Source organism: Nocardioides sp. URHA0020 (assembly GCF_000620705.1).
Classification (GTDB): domain Bacteria; phylum Actinomycetota; class Actinomycetes; order Propionibacteriales; family Nocardioidaceae; genus Nocardioides.
This window is the reverse complement of record NZ_KK211171.1, coordinates 15,922-31,177: the sequence shown is the minus strand read 5'-3', so window position 1 is coordinate 31,177 and position 15,256 is coordinate 15,922. Positions and strand designations below refer to the sequence as shown.

The following is a 15,256-nucleotide window of genomic DNA, read 5'->3' as shown; positions in this document are numbered from 1 at the left end:
CATGATCACCACCGACTCCCCGGTCGCCACCGTCCTGGGCGACCAGAAGAAGAAGCGTGACGGCATCGTCGAGCGGCTCGGGCTGCGCACCGTCGGCGACCTGCTGCACCACTTCCCGCGTCGCTACGTCAAGACGGGCGAGCTGACCAAGGTCGAGCAGCTCCACGAGGGTGAGATGCTCACGGTGTCCGGCCAGCTGGGCCGCCCGGAGATCCGCACCTACCAGGACAGGCGCACCGGTCGCCCGGCGTACCGCGTCGACACCGTCGTGCACACCGACGGCCCGCGGCTGCGGATGTCCTTCTTCGCGAAGGCCAAGCACGTCGCGGAGTGGAACACCCACCGCCTCAGCGAGGGCCGCCGCGGGATCTTCCTCGGCAAGGTCAACCGCTTCCGCGACGAGTGGCAGCTCACCAACCCCCAGATGGTGCTCTTCGGCGAGGGCGGCGAGGACACCGCCGAGCTCTCCTTGGAGACCCTGCGCGCCTTCTACCCGATCTACCCCCTCACCAAGGGCGTCGACTCCTGGGACCTCCAGCGCGCGATCTCGTTCGCGCTCTCGGTGGTCCCGGACGTCCCCGACCTGCTGCCGTCGGCCACCCGCGAGGAGTACGGCCTGCTCGGCTCCCGCGAGGCGATCGAGCTGATCCACGCACCCGGGTCGTACGCCGAGATCACCAGCGCCCAGCGCCGCTTCCGCTTCGACGAGGCGCTGGTCACCCAGCTCGTCCTGGCGCGGCGGCGGCGCGCGGTCCGGGCCCTCGGTGCCCAGGCGCGCCGGGGGGACCAGGGCACGCTGCTGGCGGCCTTCGACGAGCGGCTGCCCTTCGAACTCACCACCGGGCAGCGCGAGATCGGTGAGCAGATCGACGCCGACCTCGCCGAGCCGCACCCGATGAACCGGTTGCTGCAGGGTGAGGTGGGCTCCGGCAAGACCCTGGTCGCGCTCCGCGCGATGCTCCGCGTCGTCGACTCCGGCGGGCAGGCCGCGCTGCTGGCGCCGACCGAGGTGCTCGCCCAGCAGCACCACCGCTCGATCACCGCGATGCTCGGCGACCTCGCCGCCGGGGGCATGCTCGGCGGCGCCTCGGACGCGACCATTGTCGAGCTGCTCACCGGCTCGATGACCAAGGCCCAGCGCACCGCTCCGATGTCGCGCCTCGCGACGGGGGAGGCGGGCATCGTCATCGGCACCCACGCGCTGCTCGAGGACAACGTGATCTTCGCCGACCTCGGGCTCGTCGTCGTCGACGAGCAGCACCGCTTCGGGGTCGAGCAGCGGGCCGCCCTCACCGACAAGGCCGGCAGCCCGCCCCACGTGCTCGTGATGACGGCGACGCCGATCCCGCGCACCGTCGCGATGACGGTCTTCGGCGACCTCGAGGTCTCCACGCTGACCGAGCTGCCCGCCGGGCGCGCACCGATCCAGACCAACGTCGTACCCCTGGCCGAGCACCCGACGTGGTTCGGGCGGGTCTGGGACCGGGTGCGCGAGGAGGTCCAGAAGGGCCACCAGGTGTACGTCGTGTGCCCGCGCATCACCGGCGACGAGCAGGAGCAGGGGGAGAGCGACCAGCTCGAGCTCGACGAGGACGGTGACACCGTGACCCCCGAGAAGCCGGCCGGTGGGCTGGCCGCGGTCGAGGAGGTCGCCGCGCAGCTCAGCGCCGGTCCGCTGGCCGGGCTGCGGGTCGAGAAGCTCCACGGCCGGCTGCCACCGGAGGAGAAGGACCGCGTGATGCGGGCCTACGCCGCGGGTGACATCGACGTCCTGGTCGCGACCACCGTCATCGAGGTCGGCGTCGACGTCGCCAACGCCACCGCGATGGTGCTCATCGACGCCGAGCGCTTCGGCGTCTCCCAGCTCCACCAGCTGCGCGGCCGGGTCGGCCGGGGCGGGCTGCCGGGCCTCTGCCTCCTGGTCTCGCGCGCCGAGCTGGGCACTCCGGCGCGCGACCGCCTGGACGCCGTCGCCGGCACCACCGACGGCTTCGAGCTGAGCCGGGTCGACCTCGAGCAGCGTCGTGAGGGAGACGTTCTGGGCAAATCGCAGTCGGGATACCGCTCGGGGCTGCAGAATCTGCGCGTGCTTCGCGACGAGAAGACGATCGTGCAGGCGCGAGAGGCCGCGACCGGCCTGCTCGACGCCGATGCCGACCTCGCCCATGCCCCGGACCTGGCGGCCGCGGTCGCCCGGCTCGAGCAGTCCGTGCAGTCGGACTTCATGGAGAAGTCGTGATCGGCCGATGACGCGCATCATCGGGGGCGCGGCCGGTGGTCGCCGGCTCGCGACGCCCCGGGGAGCCACGACGCGACCCACCAGCGACCGGGTGCGCGAGGCGCTCTTCTCCGCGATCGAGTCGTGGTGCGGCTCCCTCCACGGTCTGCGCTTCCTGGACCTGTACGCCGGCTCCGGCGCGGTCGGCCTCGAGGGCTGGTCGCGTGGGGCCGGGGTCGTCACGCTCGTCGAGCAGGACCGGCGTACGGCGGCGCTGATCTCCGAGAACGCCCGCACGATCGGCTTCGCGAAGGCCACGGTCCTCGCTGCCCCGGTCGCCACGACGCTGCGCAAGCCGCCGAGCGCGCCGTACGACGTCGTCTTCTCGGACCCGCCGTACCCCCTCACCGACGAGGAGGTCGCCGCCGACCTCGCCTCCCTGGTCGAGCACGGCTGGCTGGTGCCGGGCGCGCTCGTCGTCGTCGAGCGCTCCTCCCGCAGTCCGGAGCCGACCTGGCCCGGGGGCTTCACCGACACCCGCACCAAGCGCTACGGCGAGACCACGCTCTGGTACGCCGAGGCCGACTCCGGGAAGCGGTAGCCTCCACGCCATGACTCGCGCCGTGTGCCCCGGCTCGTTCGACCCGGTGACCAACGGCCACGTGGACATCTTCCGGCGGGCCGCCGGCCTGTTCGACGAGCTCGTGATCGCCACCGGGACCAACCCGTCCAAGTCGCGCCTCTTCGACCCCGACGAGCGGATGGAGATGCTGCGCGCGGTGAGCGCGGACCTGCCCAACGTCACCGTGATGGGCTTCACGGGCCTGATCGTCGACTTCTGCCGCGAGATCGGCGCGCAGGCGATCGTCAAGGGCCTGCGCGGGGGCAACGACTACGAGTACGAGCTGCCGATGGCCCAGATGAACGCCCACCTGACCGGGGTGGAGACCGTGTTCGTGCCCACGAGCGCGGCCCTGGGCTACGTCTCCTCGAGCCTGGTCAAGGAGGTCGCCTCCCTCGGGGGCGACGTCTCGGCGCTCGTCCCGCCGGCCGTGCACGGTCGTCTGGCGGCACGCCTGGCCCAGCAATGACCCAGCGGTGACCGAGCGATAGCCCACCGATGACCCAGCGATGACGCACTGTTTTGCTCGGTAGCGAGACTGCCGGGTACGCTTCTCGCTGATCTGTTTGCGCCTGAACCGGAAGTAGAAACCTGAGCAGCCTGGACCCGAGAGCGCCGCTCGTGCTCGATACCCGCGAGCTCGGCCGCCGCCCGGGGTCCCAGCGACAGGTGGAGCTGACTGTTCCGGCGCCTGCAGATCTTGGCATCGAAGTCCTCCGTGTCCCGGAAGGTTCGCCGGTCGAGATCGACCTGCGGCTCGAAGCGGTCATGGAGGGTGTGCTGGTCACGGGCACCGCCTCGGCGGTGCTCGACGGTGAGTGCGCACGGTGCCTGGAGCCGATCTCCGAGCAGTCGGAGGTCACGTTCCAGGAGCTGTTCGTCTACGGCGACCAGGACTACTCCTCCGACGAGGACAACGGGGTCAGCACGCTCGAGGGAGACCTGCTCGACCTCGAGCCCCTGCTGCGGGACGCGGTGGTGCTCGCACTGCCGTTCCGGCCGCTGTGCATGGACGACTGTCCCGGGTTGTGCGTCGAGTGTGGCGCCCGCCTGGCCGACGACCCCGACCATGCGCACGACGACCCGATCGACCCCCGCTGGGCCGGGCTCACCGCCCTCCAGCAGGAGCCGGACGAGCAGGACCAGACCCAGCAGGACCAGTAAGACCCCCAGCACGTCTTAGAATGACCACACACGACCGGTCCGTCCGGTCCTGGTAGAGGAGAAAACTGTGGCTGTCCCGAAGCGGAAGATGTCGCGGAGCAACACGCGCCACCGTCGCTCTGCCTGGAAGGCCGTCCCGGCCAACCTGGCGACCTGCGCCAACCCCGCCTGCGGTGCCAAGCACCTCCCGCACACGGCGTGCGGTGAGTGCGGCCAGTACGGCGCGCGCGCCGACCGTCGTCAGGTCCTCTGACCGGCCTCGGTCCGCTGACCAACTACGCCGCGCTGCGAGCAGCGCTCGGGGACCCCGAGCTCGACCCCGAGCTGCTCGAGCGCGCGCTGACGCACCGCTCGTACGCGTACGAGAACGGTGGCCTGCCGACCAATGAGCGGCTGGAGTTCCTCGGCGACTCCGTCCTCGGGGTCGTCGTCACCGAGACGCTCTACCGCACCCATCCCGACCTCTCCGAGGGTCGGCTGGCCAAGCTGCGCGCGGCGGTCGTCAACGCCCGTGCCCTGGCCGGGGTCGGTCGCGGCATCGGCATCGGCGACCACGTCATGCTCGGCCGTGGCGAGGAGTCGACCGGTGGCCGTGAGAAGGCGTCGATCCTCTCCGACACCGTCGAGGCCGTCATCGGAGCCGTGCACCTCAGCGGTGGCGGCTATGAGACGTCGGCGGTCGTCGTGCACCGCCTGTTCGACCCGCTCATCGAGGCCGCGTCCGCGATGGGCGCCGGCCTCGACTGGAAGACCTCCCTGCAGGAGCTCTCCGCCGAGCACGGTCTGGGAGTGCCCGAGTACGTCATCGCCGACGAGGGCCCCGACCACATGAAGACCTTCACCGCCCAGGTGCGCGTCGGCACCGGCCTCTACGGCAACGGTGTGGGCCGGTCGAAGAAGGAGGCCGAGCAGGCAGCCGCCGAGACGGCGTACGGCGAGATCGTCGCCGGCTTCGCCGCCGCGGCCGCCACCGAGACGACCGACGCCACCGCCGCCACCGACCAGGCCTGACCCGCTCCGGTGCCCGAGCTGCCCGAGGTCGAGGTCGTCCGCGCCGGCCTCGAGCGCCACGTCGTCGGCGCCACGGTCACCCACGTCGAGGTCCTGCACCCTCGGCCCGTCCGCCGTGACCCGCGCGGCCCGGAGGGCTTCGCTGCCGCCCTCGTCGGACGCCGGATCGAGGCCGCCAGCCGCCGCGGCAAGTACCTCTGGCTGCCGCTGGACAACGGCGACGCACTGCTCGGTCACCTCGGCATGAGCGGTCAGATCCTGGTGCAGCCGCCGACGGCCCCGGACGAGCGCCACCTGCGGGTGCGCTTCACGCTGGAGGGCGCCGACGAGGGCCGCGAGATGCGCTTCGTCGACCAGCGCATGTTCGGGGGGCTGTCCATCTCGACCGGTGGAGCCGACCTCCCCGCGGAGATCGCGCACATCGCGCGCGACCCGCTGGACCCGGAGTTCGACGACGACGCCTTCGTGCGCACGGTCCGCAAGCGCGCCTCCGGGGTCAAGCGCCAGCTCCTCAACCAGAACCTCGTCTCGGGGGTTGGCAACATCTACGCCGACGAGGCGCTGTGGCGGGCCCGGATCCACGGCGAGCGGCCGGGGGACCGGTTGAGCGCCACCCAGGCCCGCGAGCTGCTCGGCCACGCCCGCGAGGTGATGGTGTCCGCGCTCGGCCAGGGCGGCACGTCGTTCGACGCCCTCTACGTCAACGTCAACGGCGAGTCGGGCTACTTCGACCGGTCGCTGCACGCCTACGGCCGCGAGGGCGAGCCGTGTGAGCGGTGCGGTACGCCGATCCGCCGGATCGCCTTCATGAACCGGTCGTCGTACTTCTGCCCGGTCTGCCAACCGGCTCCTCGTCGGCGGCGCCCGACGGTGCTCGCGCCAGATTGACCGGTGAGCCCGCTGGTGGGACTCTTGAAGACGGCCCGCCACCGCGAGTCACCCCCCTTTTACCCCGGAAGGCTCTTTCATGGCCAAGGCGCTGATCGGCTACCTGAACAGCGACCTGCGAAGCCCCGCCCTCGCCGCCGAGAACGCTCGGCTGCGTGCGCGTGTGGGTGAGCTCGAGGCGCTCGCTGGGCGCCTGTCCGAGGAGAACGACCGGCTGGCCCAGGCACACGCCGCCGCCCTCCTCGAGATCGAGACCTCGCACCTGCAGGAGATGCAGCCCGCCTGATCGGCTGGCTGTGCCACCAGTCGCGACCACCGGGTCGCGGCGGCGGTGTCGCGCCCTGGTGAGCACCCTCCTCGAGATCGTCGCCCCGCGCCGTTTCGGCCCGGGGTTCCGCTGGCTGCTCGCCTCCTCGTGGATCTCGAACCTCGGCGACGGCATCGCCCTCGCGGCGGGACCGCTGCTGGTCGCGTCGATGACGCACGACCCGGTCCTGGTGGCGCTCGCGGCACTGCTGCAGTGGCTGCCCCCGCTGGTGTTCGGCCTGTACGCCGGCGCGCTCGCCGACCGGCTCGACCGGCGACTGATCATCGTGGTCGTCGACCTGCTGCGGGCCGTGGTCCTGGTCCTGCTCACGCTCGCCGTCGCCACCGACGTCGCGTCGATCTGGGTGGTGCTGCTCGCGATGTTCCTGCTGGGGACCGCCGAGGTGTTCGCCGACAACACCTCCGCGACGCTGATGCCGATGCTGGTGCAGCGCGACGACCTGGCCATCGCCAACGCCCGGCTGACGACCGGCTTCATCACCGTCAACCAGCTCGCCGGCCCACCGATCGGCGCCGCGCTCTTCGCACTCGGTCACGCCGTCCCGTTCGCGGCCCAGGCCGTCGTGGTGGCTCTCGGGGCGATGCTCGTGGCGCGGGTCGTCCTGCCGCCGCACCGCCGCGAGCCCGCGCCCGACACCCACCTGCGCCACGACATCGCCGAGGGGTTCCGCTGGGTGCGGCACCACGCCGCCGTACGCACCCTCGTGCTGACGATCTTCGTCTTCAACATCACCTTCGGCGCGGCCTGGTCGGTCCTGGTGCTCTACGCCACGCGCCAGCTCGGGATGGGCCCGATCGGCTTCGGGCTGCTGACCACGGTCTCCGCCGTCGGCGGGCTGGTCGGCACCCTGTCCTACGGCTGGATCACCCGTCGGGTCAGCCTCGCCACCATCATGCGGATCGGGTTGATCCTCGAGACCTGCACCCACCTGGCGCTCGCCCTGACGACCACGCCGTGGGTGGCGATGTGCATCTTCTTCGTCTTCGGCGCCCACGCCTTCATCTGGGGCACGACCTCGCTGACGATCCGCCAGCGCGCTGTCCCGACCGAGCTCCAGGGCCGGGTCGGCAGCGTCAACCTGATGGGTGTCTTCGGCGGCCTCGTCGTCGGCGCCGGCATCGGCGGCCTGCTGGCCCAGCAGTGGGGCGTCACCGCGCCGTTCTGGTTCGCCTTCGCCGGATCGGCGGTCTTCGTGGTGCTCATCTGGGGCCAGCTCTCCCACATCGCCCACGCCGACGAGGTCGCCTCGTCCAGCCTCGGGTGACGTCGACGGCGTCGGTGGCGAGGCCGACCCTGCGCGGTTTCACCGCTCACCCGGTGAATCTGCGGGTTCCGGTGCAGAACTTCGTCCAAGAACCCCGAGGTCCGTCCAGGCAGCGTGACTGGTGGGACTGATGGGACGAGCGCGGGCGCACCAAGCGGTGCCACCCCCGCGACCGGACCCCGACGACCCGCACCCCCGGGTGCCGCGAGCGGGGGGCGGTCCCCGGTAATGTGAGCCGGGCTGAGCTTCCCCCACGGCCGGCTGCGAGGATGCAGCGTTCGTTTCAGCGCCGCCATCGACCTCGGTCGACGATTCCTGGGAGCCCGCGTTGTACCTGAAGAGCCTGACCCTGAAGGGGTTCAAGTCCTTCGCCTCGGCGACCACGCTGCAGCTCGAGCCCGGGATCACCTGCATCGTGGGTCCCAACGGCTCCGGCAAGTCCAACGTCGTCGATGCCCTCGCGTGGGTCATGGGCGAGCAGGGCGCCAAGTCGCTGCGCGGCGGCAAGATGGAGGACGTCATCTTCGCCGGCACCTCCGGGCGCCCGCCGCTCGGCCGCGCCGAGGTCGTGCTGACGATCGACAACTCCGACGGCGCGCTGCCGATCGAGTACTCCGAGGTGACGATCACCCGGACGATGTTCCGCAGCGGCGGGTCCGAGTACGCCATCAACGGCAGCTCGTGCCGGCTGCTCGACGTCCAGGAGCTGCTCTCCGACTCCGGCATCGGCCGCGAGATGCACGTGATCGTCGGGCAGGGTCAGCTCGACACAATCCTGCACGCCACGCCCGAGGACCGCCGCGGCTTCATCGAGGAGGCCGCGGGCGTCCTCAAGCACCGCAAGCGCAAGGAGAAGGCGCTCCGCAAGCTCGACTCCACCGAGGGCAACCTGACCCGCCTCAACGACCTCCTCGTCGAGATCCGGCGCCAGCTCAAGCCGCTCGGCCGCCAGGCCGAGGTGGCCCGTCGCGCGCAGACCGTGCAGGCCGACGTACGCGACGCTCGCGCACGGCTGCTGGCCGACGACCTGATGACGGCGCGTACGGCGCTGCGCCAGGAGATGGCCGACGAGTCGATCCTGGTCCAGCGACGTGAGCAGGTCGAGGCCGAGGTGGCGCGCGGGCGCGAGCAGGAGGCCGTGCTCGAGGCGGCCCTGCGCGAGGACCTGCCGGCGCTGTCCCGGGCGCAGGAGACCTGGTTCGCCCTCTCCGGGCTCCGCGAGCGGCTGCGGGGCACCCAGTCGCTGGCTGCCGAGCGCGTACGCAACGCCGCCGGCACCGCCGATGTCGAGGAGGCACGCTCCGGGCGCGACCCCGAGCAGCTCGAGGCGGAGGCCGCCCAGGTCCGCGAGCAGGAGCAGCGGATCACCGCCGAGGTCGACGCCCACCGGGCCGCGCTGGAGGAGGCCGTCACCGGCCGCCGCGCCGCCGAGGACGCCGCCGCCGAGGAGGACCGCAAGATCGCGGCGCTGCAGCGCGCGGCCGCCGACCGTCGTGAGGGCCTCGCCCGCCTGCACGGCCAGGTCAACACCCTGCGATCGCGGGCGACGTCCGCCGACGAGGAGGTCGGGCGGCTCGGCCTGGCGCGCGAGGAGGCCGTGGCCCGCGCCGACCGTGCGCAGCGCGACTTCACCTCCCTCGAGACCCGCGTCGCCGGACTCGACGCCGGCGAGGAGGGCCTGGACGCCGAGCACGAGGCCGCGACCAACGCCCTCGACGACATCGAGGAACGCCTCGCCAAGGCTCGCGACGAGGCCCTCCAGGCCGACCGCGACCGCACCGGTCTGGCCGCCCGCAAGGACGCACTGGAGCTCGGGCTCAACCGCAAGGACGGCGCCGGCGCCCTCCTGGCCGCGACCGACACGGTCTCCGGCCTGCTGGGCTCCGTGGCCGCGCTGGTGAGCGTCCGGTCGGGCTTCGAGACCGCCGTCGCCCAGGCCCTGGGCTCGGCCGCGGACGCCGTGGCCGTGGCCGACGCAGACGCCGCCGTGCGCGCCATCGCCCACCTCAAGGGCGACGACCTCGGCCGCGCCGGGATGCTGCTGGGCGGTGGCCCCGGGCAGCCGCGGGACTGGCCCGAGCTCCCCGCGGACGCGACGTACGCCGCCGACGTCGTCGAGTGCCCCGACACGCTCCGCCCGGCCCTGAGCCGCCTGCTCTTCAAGGTGGCCGTCGTCGCGGACCTCGACGCCGCGCGGGCGCTCGTCGCCGCGCTGCCCGACCTGACCGCGGTCACGCGCGAGGGTGACCTGATCGGCACCCACTTCGCCTCCGGCGGCTCCAGCAGCCAGCCCAGCCTGATCGAGATCCAGGCGGCGGTCGACGAGGCCGTCGAGCAGCTCGCCGAGGCGGTGGCCTCCTCCGAGCGGCTCGGCTTCGAGATGTCCCGGCTGGAGAGCGAGCGGCTCGAGGCCCGCAAGCGGGTCGACGTCGCGCTGGCCAAGCTGCACGAGTCCGACGCCACGCTGGCCGCGGTCGCCGAGGAGCTCGGCCAGTACGGCTCCCAGGCGCGTGCCGCGCGCGGCGAGGCCGAGCGGCTGACCCAGGCGATCGAGAAGGCCGAGGAGGCGCGCGTCCAGGCGATCGCCGGGCTGACCGACCTCGAGACCCGGCTCGCCGCGGCCGAGGAGTCGCCCGAGGAGGAGCCCGACACGACCGTCCGCGAGCAGCTCGCCGAGGCGGCCCGCGCCGCTCGGCAGGGCGAGATGGACGCCCGGCTGGCACTGCGGACGTCGGAGGAGCGCTCGCGCGCGCTCCACGGCCGCGCCGACGGGCTGCTCCGCGCCGCGGAGAAGGAGCGCGCTGCCCGGGCCCGCGCCGCCGAGCGCCGCGATCGGATGATCCGCGAGGGTCGTGCCGCGGAGGCGGTCGGCCTCGCCGTCAGCTACGTGCTGCAGCGCCTGGAGGCGTCGGTGCACCGCGCCGCCGAGGCCCGCACGGCCGTGGAGCAGTCCCGCACCGGGCGTGAGCAGGAGCTGCGTGACGTGCGCGCCGCGCTGCGCGACCTCGGCAAGGAGCACGACGAGCTGGTCAACTCGGTGCACCGCGACGAGATGGCGCGCACCCAGCAGCGGATGCGCATCGACCAGCTCGAGGAGCGTGCGCTCGAGGAGCTGGGCCTGGACGGTGACGGTCTGGTCGCCGACTACGGCCCCGACCAGCTCGTGCCCTTCAGCGGCGAGGTCGCCGAGGGCGAGGAGCCGCCCGCGCCGGCGCCGTACTCGCGCGAGGAGCAGACCAAGCGACTCCGCGTCGCGGAGCGCTCGCTGCGCGAGCTCGGCCGGGTCAACCCGCTCGCGCTCGAGGAGTTCTCGGCGATGGAGGAGCGGCACAAGTTCCTCACCGAGCAGCTCGAGGACCTCCGCAAGACCCGCAAGGACCTGCTCGACATCGTGCGCGAGGTCGACTCCCGCGTCGAACAGGTCTTCACCGAGGCGTACGCCGACGTCGAGCGCGCCTTCGACTCCACCTTCTCCCGCCTCTTCCCGGGGGGCGAGGGCCGCCTGGTGCTCACCCAGCCGGACGACATGCTCAACACCGGCATCGAGGTCGAGGCGCGTCCGGCGGGCAAGAAGGTCAAGCGGCTGTCGCTGCTCTCCGGTGGCGAGCGCTCGCTGGTCGCCGTGTGCTTCCTGGTCGCGCTCTTCAAGGCCCGCCCCTCGCCGTTCTACATCCTCGACGAGGTCGAGGCGGCGCTCGACGACACCAACCTCGGCAGGCTGCTGGAGATCTACGAGGAGCTGCGGGAGAACTCGCAGCTGCTCGTGATCACCCACCAGAAGCGCACGATGGAGGTCGGTGACGCGCTGTACGGCGTGACGATGCGCGGCGACGGCGTCTCCGCGGTGATCAGCCAGCGGCTGCGCGACCAGGACGGCGGGGACGCGGAGCGGGTGCGCGCCGGGCGGGGACGAGCGCTCGTTGAGACCCAGGAGTCGGCGTAGTGGGGGACCGCCCGACCCGGTCCGACTACGTCGCGTGGCGCACCGTCACGACGCGCTGGCGGGACGACGACGCCTACGGGCACCTCAACAACGCGACGTACTACGAGCTCTTCGACACGGCCGTCAACGCCTACCTCTACGAGGCGACCGCGGTCGACGTACGCCGGCTCCCGCAGATCGGCGTGGTCGCCGAGACCTCGTGCCGCTACTTCCGTGAGCTCGGCTTCCCGGAGCCGATCGAGACCGGCCTGGTCGTCGACAAGGTCGGCACCTCCAGCATCATCTATCGGATCGGGCTCTTCCAGGGGCCCTCGGACGTCGCGGCCGCCGAGGGACGGTTCGTCCACGTGTACGTCGACAACACCGACCCCGCCCGCCCGGCCACCCCGATGCCGGATGTGATCCGCGCCGCGGTCGAGCCACTGCTGCGCGGCGGATCCGCCACGACACCACCCGTGTGACACCGTGGGGGTACGGGTAGTCGTCCGACTGTCCGCATCTCTCGGGAGGTAGCAAGCGTGGTCCCCATCGTGGTCGTCATGGCCGTCATCCTCGTCCTGGCCGGCCTGGTGGCCGTCTACGTCGCCTATCCCCACCGCGGTGAGCGGATGCCCGCCACCCCCTGGCTCGGTGAGGCGATGGCCAAGGCCGCGGACGCCGCGCCGGTCCTCGAGGAGGAGGACGACCAGGTCTTCGCCCTCGGCGTCGAGCACGAGCAGCCGGAGCGCCGCCGCTGACGCCGACCCCGGCCTCCTCTGGTTGGATTGAGCCATGAGTCTGATCGTGCTTCTCGTGCTCGCGATCGCCCTGGTGGCGGTCATCGCCGTGGCCGTCGGCGTCGGGCTGACCGTCTCCACCCGACGCAGGTCGGCGCCGCCCGCAGCCCCGGCGGACGTCCTCGCCCCGCCACCGACCGACGTCGAGACCCCGGTCGAGGCCGAGGCCCCGGTGGTCACTCCCGCCCCGGCGCTGGAGAGGCCCGAGGGCACCGCGTCGCGCCTGGTCCGGCTGCGTCAGCGGCTGGCGGGCTCGCAGAGCGGCCTGGGCCGCGGCCTGCTCGCGCTGCTGTCGCGCGACCGCCTCGACGAGGACACGTGGGAGTCGATCGAGGACACTCTGATCACGGCCGACGTCGGCGTCGGACCCACCCAGGAGCTGGTCGAGCGGCTCCGCACCCGCCTGCGGGTCGACGGCGGCGGCGACGACCCCCGCACCGTCCTGCGCGAGGAGCTGCTGACCCTGGTCGACGCCGGCATGGACCGGCGGCTCCAGGTCAGCGGGGCCGACGGCCGGCCCGGCGTGGTCCTCGTCGTCGGCGTCAACGGGTCGGGCAAGACCACGACCGTCGGCAAGCTCGCGCGGATCCTGGTCGCCGAGGACCGCACCGTCGTGCTCGGCGCGGCCGACACGTTCCGCGCGGCCGCGGTCGAGCAGCTGGCGACCTGGGGCGAGCGCGTCGGCGTCGACGTCGTCCGCGGCGCCGAGGGCACCGACCCGGCCAGCGTGGCCTTCGACGCGGTCAAGGAGGGCGTCGACACCGGCGCGGACACCGTCATCGTCGACACCGCGGGACGCCTGCAGAACAAGGCGGGCCTGATGGACGAGCTCGGCAAGGTCAAGCGGGTGATCGAGAAGCAGGCGCCGGTCACCGAGGTGCTGCTGGTGCTCGACGCCACCACCGGCCAGAACGGCCTGATCCAGGCCCGTGTCTTCGGTGAGATCGCCAACGTCACCGGCATCGTCCTGACCAAGCTGGACGGCTCCGCCAAGGGCGGCATCGTGGTCCAGGTGCAGCGCGAGCTCGGCGTGCCGGTCAAGCTCGTCGGTCTGGGGGAGGGCGCCGACGACCTGGCGCCGTTCGAGCCGAGCGCGTTCGTCGACGCGTTGCTCGGCTGACGGCTCCCGTGGGGGAGGCCGTAACACCGAAGTAACAAATCGCGGTATCTCGTTTCCCAAGCGCAACACGCGGCAACGCGGGTCGAAACCTCTGGCTCGGAAGGTGTCTCGCAATGGGGTGAGGCCCCGGAGCTGACAGTGCGGTCGGCTCCGAGAACCCACCCTCCCGAGATGATCCCTGGAGGTTCTGTGGACGGCTATTACGCCTTCATGCTGGTGGCGACAGCCCTCGTCCTGATGATGACCGTTCCCGCGCTGGCGCTGTTCTACGGCGGCATGACGCGCGCGAAGTCGGTCCTGAACATGATGATGATGTCGTACGTCGCCTTCGCGGTCGCGGCCATCGTGTTCGTGCTGTGGGGCTGGTCGATGGGGTGGGGTGGCGACGGTGCCGGCAACGGCAACGGCAAGCTGATCGCCAACCCGATCGACATGTTCGGGCTCGACGGTGTCTCGCACATCAACTACATCTACGTCGTCTTCCAGCTGACGTTCGCCGCCATCACGGTCGCACTCATCTCGGGTGCCATCGCCGACCGGGTCAAGCTGGTGTCGTGGGTGGTCTTCATCCCCCTGTGGCTGACCGCCTGCTACTTCCCGATCGCCCACAACGTGTGGGGCGGCGGCTGGCTGGCCGGGCAGCTCGCGAAGGGCTCGACGTTCGCGCAGGACTACGCCGGCGGCACGGTCGTCCACATCAACGCCGGTGTGGCCGGACTGGTGCTGGCCCTCGTGATCGGCAAGCGCGTCGGCTTCATGAAGGAGCCGATGAAGCCGCACAACCTGACGCTCACCATGATCGGTGCCGGCCTGCTGTGGTTCGGCTGGTACGGCTTCAACGTCGGCTCGATCGTCTTCACCCCGGAGTCGCTGGCCGACCCCGCCAAGTTCTCGGAGCAGTTCCAGGCCGAGACCGGCGTGACGTTCCTGAACACGACGATCGCGACCTGCGCGGCCATGCTCGCCTGGCTGATCGTCGAGCGGTTCCTGCACGGCAAGGCCACCTCGCTGGGCGCCGCGTCCGGCATCGTCGCGGGCCTCGTCGCGATCACCCCGGCCTGTGGTGCGGTCAGCCTGGTCGGTGCCATCGTCGTCGGCGCTGTCGCCGGTGGCGCCTGCGCCGTGGCGGTCGGTCTCAAGTTCAAGGTCGGCCTGGACGACTCGCTCGACGTCGTCGGCGTGCACCTCGTCGGCGGTCTGGTCGGCACCCTGCTGATCGGCCTCGTGTCGACCTCCAGCGCGCCGGGTGGCATCGACGGCCTGTTCTACGGCGGCGGCTTCGCCTCGCTCGGGGACCAGGCCCTCGCGGCCCTGTTCACGATCGTGTGGACCGGCGTCCTGACCACCGTCATCGCCTTCGCGATCAAGTACACCATCGGCTGGCGGATCGACGTCGAGGACGAGGTCGAGGGCATCGACGGCGACCAGCACGGCGAGTCGGCGTACGACCTGGGCACCAGCATCAGCGGTGGCCTGCCGACCTCGGGCGTCCTGGCGGCGAGCACCGTCTCGGAAGGAGCGAACGCATGAAGCTCGTGACCGCGGTGATCAAGCCGCACAAGTGGGAAGACGTGCGGGAGGCGCTCGAGACCTTCGGCGTCACCGGCATGACCGTCAGCGAGGTCAGCGGCTACGGCCGGCAGAAGGGCCACACCGAGGTCTACCGGGGCGCGGAGTACGACATCGCGCTCGTCCCGAAGATCCGCATCGAGATCGTCGTCGACGACGACGACGCCGAGGACGTGGTCGGCATCGTGGTGAAGACCGCGCAGACCGGCCGCATCGGCGACGGCAAGGTCTGGGTCAGCCCGGTCGACACGGTGGTGCGGGTCCGCACCGGCGACCGTGACTCCTCCGCGATCTGACGGATGAGGCAGTCCGGCCCGGCTCCCCGGCGGGGAGCCGGGCCGGAGCCCGTCCGG

At 71.9% G+C, this 15,256-nt stretch carries 15 protein-coding genes; all 15 read left to right on the top strand.

Features of this window, described 5'->3' with window-relative positions:
* Position 1: 1 nt before the first annotated feature.
* On the top strand, positions 2-2,239 hold the full coding sequence (locus N542_RS0119565; RefSeq protein WP_028645379.1) for an ATP-dependent DNA helicase RecG: 2,238 nt from the start codon (positions 2-4) through the stop codon (positions 2,237-2,239).
* Positions 2,240-2,246: 7 nt separating this feature from the next.
* On the top strand, positions 2,247-2,819 hold the full coding sequence (gene rsmD / locus N542_RS0119560; RefSeq protein WP_028645378.1) for a 16S rRNA (guanine(966)-N(2))-methyltransferase RsmD: 573 nt from the start codon (positions 2,247-2,249) through the stop codon (positions 2,817-2,819).
* Positions 2,820-2,829: 10 nt separating this feature from the next.
* Positions 2,830-3,309, top strand: a complete 480-nt coding sequence (gene coaD, locus N542_RS0119555) for a pantetheine-phosphate adenylyltransferase (RefSeq protein WP_036508985.1) — start codon at positions 2,830-2,832, stop codon at positions 3,307-3,309.
* Positions 3,310-3,608: 299 nt separating this feature from the next.
* Positions 3,609-4,004, top strand: a complete 396-nt coding sequence (locus tag N542_RS0119550; RefSeq protein ID WP_331279599.1) for a YceD family protein — start codon at positions 3,609-3,611, stop codon at positions 4,002-4,004.
* Positions 4,005-4,071: 67 nt separating this feature from the next.
* Positions 4,072-4,257: a 50S ribosomal protein L32 gene (rpmF, locus tag N542_RS0119545; protein ID WP_028645375.1), complete on the top strand. Its 186-nt coding sequence runs from the start codon at positions 4,072-4,074 to the stop codon at positions 4,255-4,257.
* Positions 4,212-5,015: a ribonuclease III gene (rnc, locus tag N542_RS0119540; protein ID WP_081795380.1), complete on the top strand. Its 804-nt coding sequence runs from the start codon at positions 4,212-4,214 to the stop codon at positions 5,013-5,015. Before rpmF ends, rnc begins: the two co-directional genes overlap by 46 nt.
* A gap of 9 nt (positions 5,016-5,024) precedes the next feature.
* The gene (gene mutM / locus N542_RS0119535) at positions 5,025-5,903 is read left to right on the top strand and encodes a bifunctional DNA-formamidopyrimidine glycosylase/DNA-(apurinic or apyrimidinic site) lyase (RefSeq protein WP_028645373.1); all 879 of its coding nucleotides are present in this window, start codon (positions 5,025-5,027) and stop codon (positions 5,901-5,903) included.
* A 79-nt stretch (positions 5,904-5,982) separates the two neighbouring features.
* Positions 5,983-6,189, top strand: a complete 207-nt coding sequence (locus tag N542_RS0119530) for a hypothetical protein (protein WP_028645372.1) — start codon at positions 5,983-5,985, stop codon at positions 6,187-6,189.
* Between the two features lie 58 nt (positions 6,190-6,247).
* Positions 6,248-7,495 (top strand): MFS transporter, encoded by a 1,248-nt coding sequence (locus N542_RS0119525; RefSeq protein WP_028645371.1) that lies wholly within the window; start codon positions 6,248-6,250, stop codon positions 7,493-7,495.
* A 328-nt stretch (positions 7,496-7,823) separates the two neighbouring features.
* Positions 7,824-11,438 carry a chromosome segregation protein SMC gene (smc, locus tag N542_RS25705; RefSeq protein ID WP_081795378.1) on the top strand — a complete coding sequence of 1,205 codons (3,615 nt, stop codon included), beginning with the start codon at positions 7,824-7,826 and terminating at the stop codon, positions 11,436-11,438.
* The gene (locus N542_RS0119515; RefSeq protein WP_028645370.1) at positions 11,438-11,899 is read left to right on the top strand and encodes an acyl-CoA thioesterase; all 462 of its coding nucleotides are present in this window, start codon (positions 11,438-11,440) and stop codon (positions 11,897-11,899) included. Before smc ends, N542_RS0119515 begins: the two co-directional genes overlap by 1 nt.
* A 57-nt stretch (positions 11,900-11,956) precedes the next feature.
* On the top strand, positions 11,957-12,175 hold the full coding sequence (locus tag N542_RS0119510; protein WP_028645369.1) for a hypothetical protein: 219 nt from the start codon (positions 11,957-11,959) through the stop codon (positions 12,173-12,175).
* 34 nt (positions 12,176-12,209) lie between these two features.
* The gene (ftsY, locus tag N542_RS0119505) at positions 12,210-13,334 is read left to right on the top strand and encodes a signal recognition particle-docking protein FtsY (RefSeq protein WP_028645368.1); all 1,125 of its coding nucleotides are present in this window, start codon (positions 12,210-12,212) and stop codon (positions 13,332-13,334) included.
* A gap of 171 nt (positions 13,335-13,505) precedes the next feature.
* Positions 13,506-14,864 carry an ammonium transporter gene (locus tag N542_RS0119500; RefSeq protein ID WP_028645367.1) on the top strand — a complete coding sequence of 453 codons (1,359 nt, stop codon included), beginning with the start codon at positions 13,506-13,508 and terminating at the stop codon, positions 14,862-14,864.
* Complete coding sequence (locus N542_RS0119495; RefSeq protein WP_028645366.1) at positions 14,861-15,199, top strand: P-II family nitrogen regulator; 339 nt, start codon at positions 14,861-14,863, stop codon at positions 15,197-15,199. The genes N542_RS0119500 and N542_RS0119495 overlap by 4 nt, the downstream gene beginning before the upstream one ends.
* The last annotated feature ends 57 nt before the right edge of the window (positions 15,200-15,256 follow it).